The sequence below is a fragment of the Curtobacterium sp. BNK-1 genome (assembly GCF_048685235.1).
In the GTDB taxonomy this organism is placed as follows: Bacteria; Pseudomonadota; Gammaproteobacteria; order Enterobacterales; family Enterobacteriaceae; genus Pantoea; species Pantoea agglomerans.
Window position 1 is genome coordinate 159,065 of record NZ_JBLQTJ010000001.1, and the last position, 17,447, is coordinate 176,511.

Annotated in this window: 13 protein-coding genes; 2 read left to right on the forward strand and 11 right to left on the reverse strand. The window is 54.5% G+C overall.

Annotated features, from left to right (window positions below; genetic code table 11):
• Nucleotides 1-92: 92 nt before the first annotated feature.
• A complete protein-coding gene (locus tag ACMGGP_RS00730) occupies nt 93-5,624 on the reverse strand; it encodes a glutamate synthase-related protein (protein ID WP_341576106.1) in 5,532 nt (1,843 codons plus the stop codon).
• 889 nt (nt 5,625-6,513) lie between these two features.
• Here ACMGGP_RS00730 and arcB point away from each other — a divergent pair.
• Together arcB and mtgA are read left to right on the forward strand one after the other, a co-directional pair.
• A complete protein-coding gene (arcB, locus tag ACMGGP_RS00735) occupies nt 6,514-8,847 on the forward strand; it encodes an aerobic respiration two-component sensor histidine kinase ArcB (protein WP_010251930.1) in 2,334 nt (777 codons plus the stop codon).
• Nucleotides 8,848-9,735: 888 nt separating this feature from the next.
• Nucleotides 9,736-10,455 carry a monofunctional biosynthetic peptidoglycan transglycosylase gene (gene mtgA, locus ACMGGP_RS00740; RefSeq protein ID WP_010251926.1) on the forward strand — a complete coding sequence of 240 codons (720 nt, stop codon included), beginning with the start codon at nt 9,736-9,738 and terminating at the stop codon, nt 10,453-10,455.
• 3 nt (nt 10,456-10,458) lie between these two features.
• Here mtgA and npr read toward each other — a convergent pair whose 3' ends face one another.
• The 10 genes from npr to kdsD all read right to left on the reverse strand — a co-directional run bounded on the left by npr (nt 10,459) and on the right by kdsD (nt 17,442).
• Complete coding sequence (gene npr / locus ACMGGP_RS00745) at nt 10,459-10,731, reverse strand: PTS phosphocarrier protein NPr (protein WP_010251923.1); 273 nt, start codon at nt 10,729-10,731, stop codon at nt 10,459-10,461.
• Complete coding sequence (rapZ, locus tag ACMGGP_RS00750) at nt 10,728-11,582, reverse strand: RNase adapter RapZ (RefSeq protein WP_010251920.1); 855 nt, start codon at nt 11,580-11,582, stop codon at nt 10,728-10,730. Before rapZ ends, npr begins: the two co-directional genes overlap by 4 nt.
• A 47-nt stretch (nt 11,583-11,629) precedes the next feature.
• Nucleotides 11,630-12,109, reverse strand: a complete 480-nt coding sequence (gene ptsN, locus ACMGGP_RS00755; protein WP_010251916.1) for a PTS IIA-like nitrogen regulatory protein PtsN — start codon at nt 12,107-12,109, stop codon at nt 11,630-11,632.
• A 152-nt stretch (nt 12,110-12,261) separates the two neighbouring features.
• Nucleotides 12,262-12,549, reverse strand: coding sequence for a ribosome hibernation promoting factor (hpf, locus tag ACMGGP_RS00760; protein ID WP_010251913.1), 288 nt, complete (start codon nt 12,547-12,549; stop codon nt 12,262-12,264).
• Nucleotides 12,550-12,570: 21 nt separating this feature from the next.
• Nucleotides 12,571-14,004, reverse strand: a complete 1,434-nt coding sequence (gene rpoN, locus ACMGGP_RS00765) for an RNA polymerase factor sigma-54 (protein WP_010251911.1) — start codon at nt 14,002-14,004, stop codon at nt 12,571-12,573.
• Nucleotides 14,005-14,052: 48 nt separating this feature from the next.
• The gene (gene lptB, locus ACMGGP_RS00770) at nt 14,053-14,778 is read right to left on the reverse strand and encodes an LPS export ABC transporter ATP-binding protein (RefSeq protein ID WP_003851107.1); all 726 of its coding nucleotides are present in this window, start codon (nt 14,776-14,778) and stop codon (nt 14,053-14,055) included.
• 5 nt (nt 14,779-14,783) lie between these two features.
• Nucleotides 14,784-15,323, reverse strand: coding sequence for a lipopolysaccharide ABC transporter substrate-binding protein LptA (gene lptA, locus ACMGGP_RS00775; protein ID WP_250488956.1), 540 nt, complete (start codon nt 15,321-15,323; stop codon nt 14,784-14,786).
• A complete protein-coding gene (gene lptC / locus ACMGGP_RS00780) occupies nt 15,310-15,882 on the reverse strand; it encodes an LPS export ABC transporter periplasmic protein LptC (RefSeq protein WP_010251907.1) in 573 nt (190 codons plus the stop codon). The genes lptA and lptC overlap by 14 nt, the downstream gene beginning before the upstream one ends.
• Entirely contained in the window at nt 15,879-16,445 is a 567-nt protein-coding gene (kdsC, locus tag ACMGGP_RS00785) for a 3-deoxy-manno-octulosonate-8-phosphatase KdsC (RefSeq protein WP_307618549.1), read from the reverse strand. The genes lptC and kdsC overlap by 4 nt, the downstream gene beginning before the upstream one ends.
• 13 nt (nt 16,446-16,458) lie before the next feature.
• Nucleotides 16,459-17,442 carry an arabinose-5-phosphate isomerase KdsD gene (kdsD, locus tag ACMGGP_RS00790; protein WP_010251903.1) on the reverse strand — a complete coding sequence of 328 codons (984 nt, stop codon included), beginning with the start codon at nt 17,440-17,442 and terminating at the stop codon, nt 16,459-16,461.
• Nucleotides 17,443-17,447: the final 5 nt, after the last annotated feature.

Below are 17,447 nucleotides of genomic sequence, written 5' to 3' on the forward strand. Positions count from 1 at the left end.
AGGGGAGAGCGGTGCTGCATCTGTCCGGTACAACGATTAATCCGGGCAATGATCAATTAATAATATTCAGTTCAGCCTGATCAGTATCACTGTCAGGAGAGTTTACCCACCGCAGCGGCGATTTCCGGCAATGCCGCACGTGCAAACAGCTCTTCAAAGTCAGGCAGGTGGCCCAGCACTTCCCGGTTACAGGCATCCTGGTACATGATCCAGCCGTAGGTTGCCAGACTGTCCATGGAGCGGATGTTACGTTGCGTCAGCGCCGCTTTGTAATCTGACATGCGTTTGGTTCCAATCAGACTCGCCAGTTCATCATCGCTGTAGCTCTCGATAGCGGAACGGGCATGACGCTGCAGCTTGCTTATCAGCGAAAAGTCTTCCGTCATCAACAGATTACGGACCGCTTTTTCAACTGCCGCATCTTCAACCGGGGTGCCTTTCGGTAATTTGCCCAGCGCCAGCTGCTGGGCAAAACTCAGCACGGTGTAGTTGTTGAGCAGGACAAACATCTCCAGCGTATCGGTCGCGCCATAAGCTGGTACGGCACCGTTGGCGATGGTTTTACCCTGACGCCATGCGGCTTTAAACTTCGCCACCTGATGGCCTGCCAGCGCCGTCGACAGCTCTTCGAGCAGATCTTTGCGGCTCTTGGCTTTCAGAATCTCGCCGCCATCCTGATAGAGCAGCAGCGAGCGCGGCATCACGTAAACAAAGTGGTGACACTCCGTTTCCCAGTTCTCCAGCAGCCAGGCGGCACGCGGTGATTTGGTCGCCTCCAGATGCCAGTTCAGCATGGTCAGCACCGCCTGCTTATGCACTTGGGCCATCTCATCCTGATCGGCAATCGAGCCGAACTGCACCGAATCACCGGCAGCATGGCTGGCCAGCGATCCATAGGGGTCGTACTGGTAGGCGAAGCCGCCGCTCATGCCGTTGCCAAATCCTTTACCGAAGGTGCCCAGGTTGAGGATGGCGCCGTTGGTCATATATTCGCAGCAGAAGTCACCGACGCCTTCTACCACGGCGGTGGCACCGGAGTTACGCACCGCGAAACGGTCACCGGCCTGGCCCTGCACGAACAGACGTCCGCCGGTCGCGCCAAACAGCGCAAAGTTACCAATCAGCACGTTGCCATCGGCATCCTGCGCGCCGCCACCAGGCGACATCACGATCAGTTCGCCGCCACACTGTCCTTTGCCGACACCGTCGTTACAGGTGCCGTAATGGGTCAGCTGCATGCCATCGTTGCAGAAGGCACCAAACGACTGACCGGCAGAACCGGTGGTGGAAATTTTTACGCTCTCAGGGGCCAGATAGCGACGACCGCGATCGTCAGTCATTACGGCAGGCATCGCCTGCAGCAGCTCAGAACTCAGCTGATGGTTCAGCATCCGCTCAATATCGATGGCCAGCTGGCCGCCGACACTTTTGTTTCGGTTATTCAGCACGATGTTGTTGCCCAGAGTGACGTCAGGATTTCCCTGATCCACCAGCGACAGCTTCAGTTGCTCAATCCAGACATCATCCAGCTCAAAATCTTTTTCCAGATAAACCGGCTTGTCGATTTTCAGCTCAGGCACCACGGTAAGCATGGCGCGTAAGTCGAGCTTGCCCACTTCCAGCGGGTGATCCATCAGGTGCAACAGGTCAGAGCGACCGCGTGCCTCACGCAGGGAGCGCAGGCCCATACGCGCCAGGATTTCACGCACTTCATGCGCCACGTTGAGGAAATACTGCGCCAGCTGACGCGGATCGCCATCAAACGCTTCGGCATTCGTGGTTAAGCCAGCCGGGCACTTAACGTTACAGTTCTTCGCCATCACGCATTTCAGCATCATCAGCGCCGTCGTACCGAACTCAAAGCTGTCGCCGCCCAGCAGCGCAGATTTCACCACGTCGCTGCCGGTCTGCTGTGCGCCAGAGCAGCGCAGCAGCACTTTCTCACGCAGGCCGTTGGCGCACAGCGCCTGGTGGACTTCAGCGATGCCGATTTCAGCCACGCGTCCGGTATATTTCAGGCTGGTCACCGACGCAGCGCCGGTACCGCCGGTGTTACCCGCAACGTTAATCACGTCTGCACCGGCTTTGGCCACGCCGACCGCGATGGTGCCGATCCCTTCAGACGAGACCAGCTTGACGATAACCCGCACCCGCGCGGCTTTGCAGTCGTGGATCAACTGCGCCAGATCTTCGATGGAATAGGTGTCGTGATGCGGCGGCGGTGAGACCAGCTCGACGCCAGGCGTACCGCCACGCGCGGCAGCAATCTCGACGGTAACTTTGGCCGCCGGTAGCTGGCCGCCTTCGCCAGGTTTCGCACCCTGACCAATTTTGATCTCCAGCTCTTCCAGCATCGGATCTGCCAGATAGGCAGCCCAGACGCCAAAACGACCCGAAGCCAGCTGTTTGATGCGTGAGGCACGAATGGTGCCGTGACGGGAGTAATGCTCGCCGCCTTCACCGCAGTTACTCATGCCGCCGACCATATTGGTGCCGTGCGCGACCGCTTCATGAGCGGGAGCCACCAGCGCACCGTGGCTCATCGCCCCGGAGGCAAAGGTACGGGTAATTTCACAGGCTGGCTGCACTTCGCTCAGCGGCAGTGAGGGCAGGGTGGTGAAGATACGTGACAGATAATCGGCCGCTTTACCGTAAGCGGTCACTTTCAGACCGCCAGTCACCACTTCGCTGCTTTCGATATCGTCACCGAAGCGGGATTTCAGGGCGCGAGACAGGTTCTGCAGGCGTTCGCTCTCAGGCTTCAGTCCTTCAATCGCATCGGTCAGACGCAGCATAAAGTGATTCAGGCTGCCATCTACCGCTTCACACTCCATGCCACGAATGGCAAAGCCATTGTTGGTCAGCGAGTAGCGTCCCAGCTTGCGGCGGAACTCCGCTTCGCTGTCGATGTGGGTCAGGTCAGCCGGGAATGTCAGGATGTCGCGCAGGGCCGCCGGGCGACGTTTACGCTCTTCATACATCAGGCTTGAGAACTGACGGTAATCAGCAGTAATCGCGAAATTATTAATCACCTCATCCGGGATGCGCTCAAAGCTGCTGTCTTTAAAGGTCTCTGGCTTGATGCCAAACGCATTATCCAGTTTAGCCAGCGTCATCAGGCGGATGAAGTTGTCCTCTTCGCGCGCTTTGTCGGCAAAGCGAATCGGCTCTTCGGTCATATCGATAAAGGTCCGCACGGCGATGGTGCCGTAGGAGTGACCTGCGCCTTCTGCACGCTCTTTGAACAGGCCCAGCAACGGAACTTCAGATTCGCCCTGAATCTTCAGTGCACTCTGGTGCCAGTCAACGGCCATCTGCGCGATCGTCGCGAAGCCTGCGCCGCCCACCGGCGTTTTGATATTCGGGAAATACTTTTTCAGCACCGGATCATCGGTGTTGAGGAAGTTAGGCTCAAAGAACTCGCCGCTGCTGTAGCTCTCAACGGTACAGAGGCCCACTTTGCCCATGGTTTTCATCAGTGCTTTTTCAGCCGCTTTGGCATAGCGCTTAAAGGCTTTGTTACCTTCTTCACCTTCACCAAATTTCTCCTCTGCGCGCATCTGTACGCCCAGCGGATAGATAGCTGACGCCCCAAAGCCAAGTGTGGCGGCAATGTGGTGCGACGAGATGCTCTGGCCGCTTTCAACCACCAGAGAAACATCCAGACGCAACCCTTCCTTTATCAGGCGCTGGTTGATGGCGGAAACCACCAGCAGCATCGGGATCGCGGCGTGCTTTGAAGAGATATGGCGATCGGTAAGTACGGCGATGCCACCTTGGGTACGGGCAAAATCAACCACCTGTTGCGCCAGGTCATCAATCGCCTTTTCCAGGGCATTCGCGTTCGCGGTGGTGCTCAGCAGATCTTTGCCGATCACCGGCTCATAGAGCATCTCAAAGCGGGCATAAGGTGCGATGGTCTGCTCGCGTAAACGCAGCATATCGAGGTGGCTGAGAATCGGGGTCGGCACCACAATCTGACGGCCTTTGCTGCGGCCCAGATGGGGTTTTGCCCCCAGCGCGACACGCAACGTCATGCCATCCACTTCGCGGATTGAGTCCAGCGGCGGGTTGGTGACCTGCGCAAAGCGCTGAGAGAAGTAGTGCGCCATACCGCCTTCATGATCGGATAAGCCGTTGATGGCGTTGCCGTAACCCATCGCGGAGATCTTCTCTGCGCCGGTATTCAGCATCGGATCCATCATGAACTTGAAGCTTTCCTGGTTGTAGTAGTAGGCAACAAAGCGCTGATACGTTTTCAGATCGCCACGATAACGCAGCGGTGAACCCTGTTGTTCTGCCGGGATCTCGGGCAGATCGTCAAGACCGACGCGCGCTTCACGCAGCAACGCCGAATAATCTTTCTCTGCAGCCAGTTTTTCCAGCGCCTGCAGCGTGGTATAGCTGCGTTTTTCACGGTGATCGAAATAGAGCATACCGCCCGCTTCGATACGCCCACGACGCAACACGCTTTCAGGTGGGAAGGCGATCTGGCCGGCTTCCGACATCGCACCGATATAGTCAGCGGTTTCTACTGAACGCAGGGGACGCAGACCCAGACGATCAAGACGGGCGCCAATTACTTCGCCATTACCAAAGATTAAGGCAGCAGGGCCGTCGTTCTTCTCTTCATACAGCGAGAAGTACTCCAGCATGTCACGCACTTCTGGCGACAGCGCGCTGTCGTTTTCCCAGGCGGGCGGCATCATCGACACCACGGCGGTGATCAGATCGAGGTCATCTTCCATCAGACGGCTGTGGATGCTCTGATCCAGGCGCGAACTGTCGGACTGGCCTTTAGGCCGCACGATGGTCTTGCCACGGGCCAGTGCCAGCGCGGACTCAGCGATGCGGTTTTTACGGTCAGTGTTCAGCTCGCCGTTGTGCGCCATCAGGCGGAACGGCTGCGCCATCGTGGTATGGGGATCGGTGTTAGTGGAGAAGCGGGTATGGAAAAACAGCCCGCGCACCTGATGATCGGGATCGGTCAGATCTTTGAAGTAAGGGATCACTTCATTGGAATTCAGGCGGGCTTTGAACACCTGCGTGCGTGACGACAGCGACAGCGGATAGAGACCGCCAAATTCACTTTCGGTAAAGGCACGGGCTTCAATGGTTAACAGGGCACGGTAGATGCGTTTTTCGAAGTCGTTCTGATCAACCACATCCTGTGGCGCAGTGAAAATCCACTGCAGAATCGGTAACTGGAACTGCGCGGCTGCCGGGCGCGTTACGCTGCTGTCGAGCGGCATGTCACGCTTCATGAGTACCGGCAGACCAAAGCTGCTGAGGGTTTCATCCACCAGACGTTCGGCATTCGCGCGCAGCTCAGCATCTTTCGGCACAAAGAAGTTACCGACACCAAAGCGTCCCGCTTCCAGCGGCTGGCCGGTAATTTTGCGGAAGAATTGCAGCGAAAGATCAACGTTGACCCCCGCGCCGTCGCCAACGCCTTCCGCTGACATGCCGCCGCGGTGAGGCACCGTACACAGGGCGCTGTGCGCCATCTGCAGAATCTCGTGGGTCTGCTCGCCGTCCTTACGCGTAATGAAACCTACACCACAGCTGTCACTGCCTGCTGTCGGATCATACAAGCCATAGGATTGAGGTTTTTTAGTGGACATTGAGGGTCTCCTTAAACTGCTTTGACATTACCTGCACTGTTTCAGGGTCTGAGCGCAACGGGGGCGCTATCATTTTCATCGCCATGCTCTGTCGAGCGCGCGTCATAGCCCTGAGCATTTCTCTCCAGACATCGGTAAAACGTCCTTAATTGAGCTGCTCTCTGATTTCCGGTCTCTTAAAGGAGATGACTTAAACCACGCGGGAGTCTTCTTGTTGCATAGATATGCCGAGACAATGGCCCGTCTGGAAAGCTTTCAGCGGATTTCCAACTTATCGGGAAAGCGTAATCAGGTCAAATAGGGCGGTCAGACGGGATTATCAGGCGTTTTATCTGCTTAAGTGTATGAATTTAGTGATTTTTCAGGTTTAAAATGTATCACTCTGGTGCCTGGCGACAGGCCGATAAATGTGAACTGACTCACTGTAGTGCAGGCGTCAGATCTCTGCACCATGCTGGTGACAGGGTGTTAGGCAGCATTAAATGCTGTTCAGCACCCATGATGCATAGCATGTATCTGTTTTTCTTATGTCCGGTTATTTGAATGAAACCGCGGTTGGTTATAAGAAAAATTAATCAGCATGGGCATGCTTAAAACAGCATTAAAGATGAATGGCTATGCATATAAAAGGGTGTGCCTGTGCAACAGGACGCTGCCAGGATATTGAAAAAAGGCCGTACAGAGAAATCGGTGATTCGCTGGCGGCCTTACAGATTATTCATTTGGCACAGTCAGTCAAGGGTTTTAACCGCTTTGTCCTTAACGTCGCCGATCGGCGAGGCTGCTGCACCATAAAAGCGCATTTGATCCCTTATCTCCACGCGACGTGCTGCGACGGCAGCGGGTTAACTGCGCTATTATGAGGCTGTTTCTCTTCCAGGGAGTTGTTATGAAACAAATTCGTCTGTTGGCGCAGTACTACGTTGATTTAATGGTGAAGCTTGGACTGGTGAGGTTCTCGCTGCTGCTGGCGTCTGCGCTGGTGGTGCTGGCGATGATTGTCCAGATGGCGGTCACGATGGTACTGCGGGGCCATGTCGAGAGTATTGACGTGGTGCGTTCGGTCTTCTTCGGGCTGCTGATCACGCCCTGGGCGGTCTATTTCCTCTCGGTGGTGGTCGATCAGCTGGAGGAGTCACGGCAACGCCTGGCACGGCTGGTGGATAAGCTGGAAGAGATGCGTACCCGCGATCTGGAACTCAATCAGCAGATGAAAGAGACCATTACGCAGCTGAATCAGGAGATCAGCGATCGTAAAAAGGCGGAGCTGGCACGCGAACAGGTGATGGATAAGCTGCGTGAAGAGGTAACGCGTCGTGAGCAGGCACAGATTGAGCTGGAACAGCAATCCTCCTTCCTGCGCTCCTTCCTGGATGCCTCGCCTGACCTGGTGTTCTATCGCAACATCGATAAACAGTTCTCCGGCTGCAACCGTGCAATGGAGCTGCTGACCGGCAAAAGCGAAAAGCAGCTGATTGGCCTGACGCCGCGCGATATCTATGATGATGAAGCGGCCACTAAGGTGCTGGAAACGGACGAAAAGGTATTCCGCCACAACGTCTCGCTGACCTATGAACAGTGGCTGCAATATCCCGACGGACGCAAAGCCTGTTTCGAGATCCGTAAAGTGCCTTACTACGACCGCGTGGGTAAGCGCAGCGGATTGATGGGCTTTGGCCGCGATATAACCGAACGTAAGCGCTATCAGGACGCGTTAGAGAACGCCAGCCGGGAGAAGACCACCTTTATCTCTACGATCAGCCACGAGCTTCGTACGCCGCTTAATGGCATTGTCGGCCTGAGCCGCATCCTGCTGGACACCGACCTTAATCAGGAACAGCTGAAATATCTCAAAACCATCCACGTCTCCGCCATCACGCTGGGCAACATCTTCAATGATGTGATTGAGGTGGACAAAATCGAGCGCCGTAAAGTACAGCTGGATAATCAGCCGCTCGACTTCACCGGTTTCCTGGCCGATTTAGAAAACCTCTCTGGTCTGCTGGCACAGCCGAAAGGGCTGAAGTTTGTGCTCGCGCCGCAACTGCCCCTGCCGCATATGATTTCGACGGATGGAACGCGTCTGCGCCAGATTCTGTGGAACCTGATTGGTAACGCCGTGAAGTTCACCCAGCAGGGCGAGATTGTGGTGCGGGTAACCTATGAGCAGGACGAGACGCTGCGCTTTGAGGTGCAGGACTCCGGCATGGGTATCCGTCAGGAGGAGCAGGACAAGATCTTCGCTATGTATTATCAGGTCAAAGATCAGCATGGCGGTAAACCGGCTACCGGTACCGGCATCGGACTGGCAGTATCACGCCGCCTGGCGCAGGCGATGGGCGGTGATATCCGCGTGCACAGTGCGCCGGGACAGGGTTCCTGCTTCACCGTAGAGATTAAAGCGCCACGCATTGCTGAAGAGGTGGAGGATGAAGGCGTGGACGACAGCCTGCCACTGCCTGCGCTGCACGTGCTGCTGGTTGAAGATATTGAGCTTAATGTGATTGTCGCGCGCTCGGTACTGGAGAAGCTGGGCTGCAGTGTGGAAGTCGCCATGACCGGCAGTGAGGCGCTGGCGATGTTTGACCCGCTGGAGTTTGACCTGGTGCTGCTGGACATTCAGCTGCCCGATATGACCGGGCTGGATGTCTCACGTGCGATTCGCCAGCAGTACCAGGGAACGCATCTGCCCCCGCTGGTTGCTCTTACCGCCAATGTTCTCAAAGACAAAAAAGAGTACTTCGACGCGGGAATGGATGACGTGCTCAGCAAACCGCTGGCAGTGCCGGCACTCACTGCGATGATTAAAAAGTACTGGGATTATCAGGCAGAACCGGAAGAGGAGATCGCTGATGTCAGCGATGACAAAACCCGGATGCTGCTGGATGTCGCGATGCTCGAACAGTATATCGAGCTGGTTGGTCCCAGCCTGATTACCCAAAGCCTGACGATGTTTGAAAAGATGATGCCGGACTACCTTGCGGTGCTGGAGTCGAATCTGATGGCGCGCGATCAGAAAGGCATTGCTGAAGAGGGACACAAAATCAAAGGGGCGGCGGGTTCGGTCGGGCTGCAGCGTTTGCAGATGCTGGCGAAACAGATTCAGAGTCCGGAGTTACCGGCGTGGTGGGACAATGTGGGTGAATGGATTGATGAGCTGAAGCATGAATGGCGACACGATGTGCAGGTATTACGCGACTGGGTGGCAGAGCAGGATAAGTGATACCCCGGAAAAAAATGACCCCAGCCGAGGCCGGGGTGCGCGAAATACTGCGCCAACACCAGGGAAATCATTGCGGCCGCTATGATTTGAATAATTAATGCAGCCGCAGGGTATTGGTTAACACTGTCATCACCTTAGCAAATTCATCTTCTCATGCGACAAGATTCATTAAAATTTGTGATATTGAGCAGCGTTTAAATACAGAAAACATTAATTTGGCAACACAGTCAAGTAAGGAATTAATTTCTGTGCTGTGTTGCTGCTATTTTAATCAGTTTTACGCTTTTTCGTGTAGTTTTAATGCTGCCGGGCAGGGAAACTGAGGCTGAGCAGCACCAAAGTGAGCCGCCGTTAACATTTGCCTTTTGAGTGAGGCTAACGCGCTGATATTGCAAGCGCGCTGCCTGAAATGACACGAATTATCCAAAACGATTTGGAATGATAAAAAAGAATCTAAAAGTTTGTCCTTCTGTCGTTCTGCTATCAGGGTTATTACTGGAAGGAAATAGTGCCATTCTGGCAACCCGTGACGCCATTAAGCGCTGCTTATTTATCCGTTATAACGATAATTCTGATTAACCTTTGGGCGCGGCAGGATTAAGAAAATAATAACAGTTAAGCATAGTAAATGATTCATGCGGGCGCTTATTACTCATTATTAAGTGTTTATCTGGAAAGATGCTAAGCAATGGCAATGAATGGAACCGATTCCTTTTTTGCGGAAGTACTTGAACTATTTCGAACTGTTGCAGCATGTTGATGCAAAATGATTGAATAAAGTCTGGAAACAGCCTGTCAGTTTTCAGCGATAATCGTAAAAAGGCTGCTTTTTTAGCAGTGATTACATGAGTGATTGATTAACGTCTGAAACAAGTGTGGGAAGATTGCATGAACAAGCATAAAGGAAGCGTCGGACAGCGTATCAGACGTATTGTTGGTCGTATCGTACTGGTGTGGCTGGGAATATGGCTGGCGGGCATTTTACTCTTTTCGTTCTTACCCGTGCCGTTCTCAGCGGTGATGGCTGAACGACAGATTGGAGCCTGGTTACGCGGTGATTTTAGTTATGTCGCCCATTCAGACTGGGTCGGCCATGACGAGATTTCGCCCTGGATGGGGCTGGCCGTTATCGCCTCAGAAGATCAAAAGTTTCCCACCCATTGGGGCTTTGATGTGGCGGCGATTGAGTCTGTACTGGATAACAGCGATAGCCGGATGCGTGGGGCGTCCACGCTGTCTCAACAGACGGCGAAGAATCTGTTCCTCTGGGATGGTCGCAGCTGGGTGCGTAAAGGTCTGGAAGCGGGTCTGACGGTAGGAATTGAAACGGTCTGGACGAAGCGGCGTATTTTAACCGTCTATCTCAATATTGCGGAGTTCGGGCCCGGCATCTTTGGCGTTGAGGCGGCTTCTCAGCGTTATTTCCATAAGCCTGCCAGCCGGCTGACCGCAGCAGATGCCGCCTTACTGGCAGCGGTGCTGCCTAATCCGATACGTTATCGTGCTGCTGCACCCTCAGGCTATGTCAGAGAGCGGCAGCAGTGGATACTGCGTCAGATGCGCCAGCTTGGCGGGGAAGGCTTCCTGCAGCGTAATCAGCTTGATTAAGCGTTAATCTTCATCGAAACCTGCTTCAAATAACTCAATGACCGCTGCCAGCGCCGGGATCTCCTCCGGGCCGCTGGCTTCAATCTCAATGTGGCCGCCTTTTGCCGAGTCGAGCATCAGCAGCGCAATCACGCTGCTGGCTTCGGCTTCAGTGCCCGCTTCATTACGCAGTAATACTTCGGCATCAAAGCTCTGCACCAGCTCAAATAACTTCATCGCCGGACGTGCATGCATGCCCAGCTTATTTTTAATTTCTACAGTTTGTCTGACGGTCATGATTTGCGCTTTTCCAGGGTACGATGGCGTGACTGCACATTCTTACCCCGTGAACGGAAGTAATCTGCCAGCTGTTCTGCAATATAGACTGAGCGGTGTTTACCGCCGGTGCAGCCAATCGCCACGGTAAGATAGCTACGGTTATTGGTCTCCAGCATCGGCAGCCAGAGTTCAAGGTAGCTGCGCGTCTGGTAGATAAAATTATGCACTTCAGTGTGGCGATCAAGGAAGGCCGCCACAGGACGATCGAGGCCGGTCATCGGGCGCAGTTTGGGATCCCAGTGGGGGTTGGGCAGAAAGCGCACGTCAAATACATAGTCAGCGTCAATCGGAATGCCATGCTTGAAGCCAAACGACTCAAACACCATGGTCAGCTCACGTTCACGCTTGCCCAGCAGGCGGGTACGCAGCATCTCTGCCAGCTCATGCACCGACATCTCTGAGGTGTCGATGATCAGATCGGCACGTGAACGAAGTGGCTCCAGCAGATCGCTCTCTTCATCAATCGCGCTCTCCAGCGAGAGGTTTTTGCTGGAGAGGGGATGCAGACGGCGCGTATCGCTGTAACGACGAATCAGGGTGTTGCGATCGGCGTCGAGAAACAGCAGCTGAGGGGAAAATGTATCAGGCAGATTATTCAGTGCGGTTTCAAAAATTTCAGGGGATTCGGGCATATTACGCACGTCGATGCTGACCGCCGCCGAAATATTGCGCTCAGCCAGCGAGTTAGCTAACTCAGGCAGCAGCACGACCGGCAGGTTATCAACGCAGTAGAACCCCATATCTTCCAGCGCACGGAGCGCCACTGACTTCCCCGAGCCTGAACGACCGCTAACGATCATCAGCACCATGACCTTCTCTCCCGTTTTAAAACCGGCACCGGGCCGGTAAAGACGCGTTACTGCTCCGACTGGACTTCCGTAATAATGGCATAGAGCTCTTCATCACTCTGCGCTGCGCGCAGACGACGGCAAACCGTTTTATCTGCCAGACGCTTTGCCACCAGTGACAGGGTGTGCAGATGTGTTTTGCACTGGTCAGCCGGGACCAGTAAGGCAAACAACAGATCGACCGGCTGGTTGTCGACGGCATCAAACGCAATCGGCTGTTCGAGGCTGATAAACACCCCAACCGCGCGCAGCGTATCCTCTTCCAGCTTGCCGTGCGGGATGGCTATCCCGTTACCAATACCGGTACTGCCCATGCGTTCGCGGGTCAGGATCGCTTCGAAAAGCGTCTGGTGCGGCAGGTTGAGCTGCTTAGCGGCCAGTTCGCTGATGATTTCCAGCGCACGTTTTTTGCTCTGGCAGTGGACGCCGCTGCGGGTGCAGTCTGGCGAAAGCACTGTGCTCAATTCCAGTGTGAGATCGTTGTTCATTATCGTTTCACTTGCGTGTTCACCAGGCCATTCACCGCCAGCGCGTATTGACGCGTGTGACAAACGGCGCCTGCTCAGATGACAAAACGGGGCGGATTATCCGCCCCATCCTGTCGGCTCTGCGCGCCAGGCGCGCGTCGCTAGCGTGAAGGTTAGTGTTTTTTCAGTTTATCTTTGTGTTTGGTCAGCTGACGGGTGAGCTTATCGATCAGTCCGTCAATGGCCGCATACATATCTTCCGCTTCGGATGTGGCGTGCAGCTCGCCACCATTCACGTGTAGTGTTGCGTCAGCCACCTGCGTGACTTTCTCAACCTTCAGGACAATATAGACCTGATTGATATGTTCAAAATAGTGTTCCAGTTTGGCAAATTTACCGTTGACGAATTCACGCAGAGGTGGAGTGATTTCAACGTGTTGCCCGGTCAGGTTCAGCTGCATAGGTCTTCCTTCTCATTTCTTTCAAACCAGTTGTTTACGCTGGTTCGATGGCGGGATGGATAAAGACTCACGATATTTGGCGACGGTACGCCGTGCCACCATGATCCCCTGATCAGATAACATGGAGGTCAGTTTACTGTCGCTCAAGGGTTTGGCTGGATTTTCCGCCGAAATTAATTTTTTCACCAGGGCACGAATCGCGGTAGAGGAGGCTTCACCGCCACCTTCGGTATTCACGTGACTGGAGAAAAAGTACTTCAGTTCAAAAATGCCACGCGGGCTGTGCAGATACTTCTGCGTGGTAACGCGGGAGATGGTCGATTCGTGCATCTCAACGGCCTGGGCGATATCCGCCAGCACCATCGGGCGCATAAATTCTTCACCCTGCTCGAAAAAGGCCTGCTGCTGCTCAACAATACAGCGCGTCACTTTCAGCAGGGTATCATTGCGGCTTTCCAGGCTCTTAATCAGCCAGCGGGCTTCCTGCAGATTACTGCGAATGAACTGGCTGTCGCTGTCGTTCCGCGTCGCGCCGCTCATTGCCGCATAGTGCTGATTGATCTTCAGGCGTGGCACGCTATCGGCATTGAGTTCAACCGTCCAGCGGCTGCCGATCTTACGCACCAGCACATCGGGAATGACATATTCTGGTTCGCCGGTGTTGATCGACTGACCCGGACGCGGGTCCAGCGACTGAATCAGCAGCATCGCCTCTTTCAGCACCTCTTCTTTGAGGCGTGTGACCCGCATCAGGCTGCGGAAATCGTGGTTTGCCAGCAGATCGAGATGTTCGCTGACGATCAGGCGCGCCTCTGCCAGCATCGGCGTTTCGGGCGCATATTGTGAAAGCTGCACAAGCAGGCAGTCACGCAGGTCGCGCGCGCCAACACCAATCGGGTCAAAGCGCTGGATGCGTTTCAGCACCGCTTCAACTTCATCCGCTTCGAGCTCATCATCGCCGATGCTGTCAAGGATCTCCTCAAGCGAAACGGTGAGATACCCGGTGTCATCAATAGCATCGACAATAGAGGTGGCAATGGCGCGGTCGGTATCGCTGAACGGCGTCAGGCCGACCTGCCACATCAGATAATCCTGCAGCGACTGGGTTGTTTCGCCCTGATAAACCGGTAACTCATCATCCTGGTAATCGGTGCCGGTGCCGGAAGGCGTACCCGCGGTGTAGATCTCATCCCAGGTCGCATCCAGCGGCAGTTCATCAGGCATCTCTTTCTGCTCAAGCGCTTCGCGTGTATCCAGCGCCTCGGCCTCTGAAGACTCCCGTGAATCGATCTCTTCATGCAGGTCAGTCTGCTCAAGCAGCGGATTACTTTCCAGCGCAAGCTGAAGCTCCTGCTGGAGTTCAAGCGTAGAGAGTTGCAGCAGGCGAATCGCCTGTTGCAATTGCGGAGTCATTGCCAGCTGTTGGCTGAACCTGAGTTGTAAACCTTGCTTCATAGACAGGATGATCGTTCCCAGGTAAACATCGGTATTAACGACACCTTATCAGAGTCTGAACTCTTCACCCAAATAAACCCGCTTAACCTGCTCATCCGCAAGAATTTCATTCGGTGTGCCGTGTGCGATCAGGTGCCCCTGGCTGACGATATAAGCCCGCTCACAGACCGCTAACGTTTCACGTACGTTATGGTCGGTAATCAGCACACCGAGGCCGCTGTCACGCAGATGCTCAATGATCTTCTTAATGTCGATAACGGAGATGGGGTCAACACCGGCAAAAGGTTCATCCAGCAGGATAAATTTAGGATTAGCCGCCAGCGCCCGTGCAATCTCAACACGACGTCGCTCACCACCCGAAAGTGCCTGGCCCATGCTGTCGCGCAGGTGCTCAATGTGAAACTCTTCCATCAGCTCACGGGCACGATCCTGGCGTTGCTCTTCGGTCAGATCGTCACGGATCTGCAAGACCGCCATCAGGTTATCGTAGACGCTGAGGCGACGGAAGATCGATGCCTCCTGCGGCAGATAGCCGATGCCACGACGCGCACGGGCATGCAGCGGCAGGATGCTGATATCTTCATCATCAATAATAATGCGGCCAGCGTCACGCGGCACAATGCCCACTACCATGTAAAAGGTGGTGGTTTTACCGGCACCGTTCGGGCCCAGCAGGCCGACAATCTCGCCGGATTTTACCTGCAGGCTGACATCTTCTACCACGCGACGGCCTTTATATGCCTTCGCCAGGTTTTCTGCGATTAATGTGGCCATAGCTATCAGTTACTCTTCTTTCCGCTGTTGGACGAACCTTTGTCCTGAAGTTGCGACGGCACCAGTACAGTCGTGACGCGCTTGTTCTGACCCTGACTGAAAGCCTGCATTTTCTGCTCTTTCACCAGGTAGGTAATACGATCGCCTTTGATGTTGCTGTCCTGCTGCTCAATGAACGCATTGCCGGTCAGTTCAACGAAATCGTTAGCCAGTTCATAGTGCAGTTTTGCGGCATGACCCTGTACCGGCTTACCGCTGTCCTGCATCTGATAGAAGGTGGCGGGATTACCGTAGGCGTCAACGATGGTTTTCTTGCTGTCGCCGCCCGGACGGGTCACCACGACTTTATCTGCCGTAATTTTAATTGAGCCCTGCGTCACGATGACATTGCCGGTAAAGGTCGCGACATTGCCTTGCAAATCCAGCGCCTGATTCTGCGAGTCAATATTGACGGGCTTGTCCGAGTCACCGGTCAGAGCCAGCGCCGGAACGCTGGTTGCCAGCAGCATGCTGGCCAGTAAAAGCTTCAGGCTATTTTTGTTCATTTTGAATTTCATAAGAGGTTTTGACCTTCTCGATTAACTCGGCGTTTTTTGTCCGTAAATTGCCGCGCATTTTCATGCCGGTGGAGTTAAAACTGCGGCCATACAATGTCACCTGGTCATCAGAGGTAACGTCCTGAGTGACAAGATTAATCTGGGCGTTATCGGTTTTGATCCGCTCAAGCTGAGAATCCTGCGTCAGCGTATTCAGCTCAACATGGCCATACAGGTAAAGCATACGATCTTTGGTGAGCTTTGCTTTATCCGCGCGTAACGTCCAGGTAGGGATTTTGTTCTCATCAAAGGTGGTCATGACCGGATTGTCGAACCAGCTCAGTTCATCATCCGAGAAATAGGTCACTTTGTCAGAGACCAGTTTATATGACAGCGCGCCCTGCGGGTTATAAACCACAGTGTGTGAATCAGCACTGGTGTAGGTCGGTGACTGACTGTCCGTCCCGACTGGCGTGCCATCGTCATCCTGGTTAGTAAGATTCCAGCCGATCAAAACCAGTGCAATCAAGGTCAGAATCAGCGTTATCCAACGCCTGCTTTTACTCATACTGATTGCCCTTTGGCATCCTCAAATTTGTTCTGCGACATTAAGATCAGGTCACATACTTCGCGAACTGCACCGCGTCCACCGGCAATCCGCGTGACATAATGCGCGCGCGGCAACAGGATCGGATGTGCATCCGCCACCGCCACGCTCAAACCCACTTTCGCCATAACCGGCCAGTCGATCAGATCGTCACCAATGTAGGCGACCTGGTCGTCGGAAAGAGACAGTTTATCCAGAAGTTCACGATAGGCCAAAAGCTTATCCGATTGTCCCTGATAAAGATGACGGATGCCGAGCGTTTTGCAGCGATCTTCCATCAGGCGGGCATTGCGGCCGGTAATAATAGCCACTTCCACATCGGAGGTCAGCAAACAGCGAACGCCGTAACCGTCCCGCACGTTGAATGCCTTCAGCTCTTCGCCATTATTCCCCATGTAGATCACTCCGTCGGACATCACGCCATCGACATCGCAGATCAGCAGACGAATCCTGCTGGCGCGCGCCATAACGTCAGCGCTGACCGGGCCGTAGCAGGTTTCAATCGGGTGGGTTGCCTGTTGCATTTTCTCTTCCTGTTCAGACTACGCCAGCGCGCAGCATGTCATGCATATGTACCACACCGAGCAGATGGTCGTCATCGGCCACCAGAATCGAGGTAATGTTTTTGGTCTGCATCAGGTTCAGGGCTTCCACTGCCAGCATATTAGGCCGGACGCGGATGCCACCTGGCGTCATCACTTCCCCGATGGTGGCGCGCTGGAAATCGATGCCCATATCAAAGATGCGGCGCAGGTCACCATCGGTAAAGATACCTTCAATTTTCATCAGATCGTCGACGATCACCGTCAGCCCCAGATTTTTGCGGGTAATCTCCAGCAGCGCATCGCGCAGCGAGGCGTCCCGTGTGACGTGCGGCAGCTCATCGCCACTGTGCATGATATCAGCCACATGCAGCAGCAGTTTACGGCCCAGCGCACCACCAGGATGGGACAAAGCAAAGTCTTCGGCGGTGAAGCCGCGCGCTTCCAGCAGCGAAACCGCCAGCGCGTCACCCATCACCAGCGTGGCCGTGGTGCTGGTGGTCGGTGCCAGACCCAGCGGGCAGGCTTCCTGCGGAACATGGACACACAGATGCACATCGGCAACCCGGCCCATCGCACTGTCAGGCCGTCCGGTCATGCAGATCAGCGTAATGTGCTGACGCTTTAAAACCGGAATCAGCGCGAGGATTTCGTTCGACTCACCGCTGTTGGAGATGGCGATGACCACATCATTTTTGCTCACCATGCCCAGATCGCCATGGCTGGCTTCGGCCGGATGAACAAAAAAAGCGGGCGTGCCGGTACTGGCAAAGGTCGCCGCCATTTTTTTGCCGATATGGCCAGACTTGCCCATGCCCATCACCACCACTTTACCCTGACAGGCGTAGATCAGGGCGCAGGCGCGGGCGAAATCGTCGTTAATATATTGATCGAGTTGTTCCAGACCTTCGCGCTCAATGCGCAGTACGGTTTTCCCCGCCTGCTGGAAATCAAATGCTGTTGGTTGCTGATATGACATAGTGA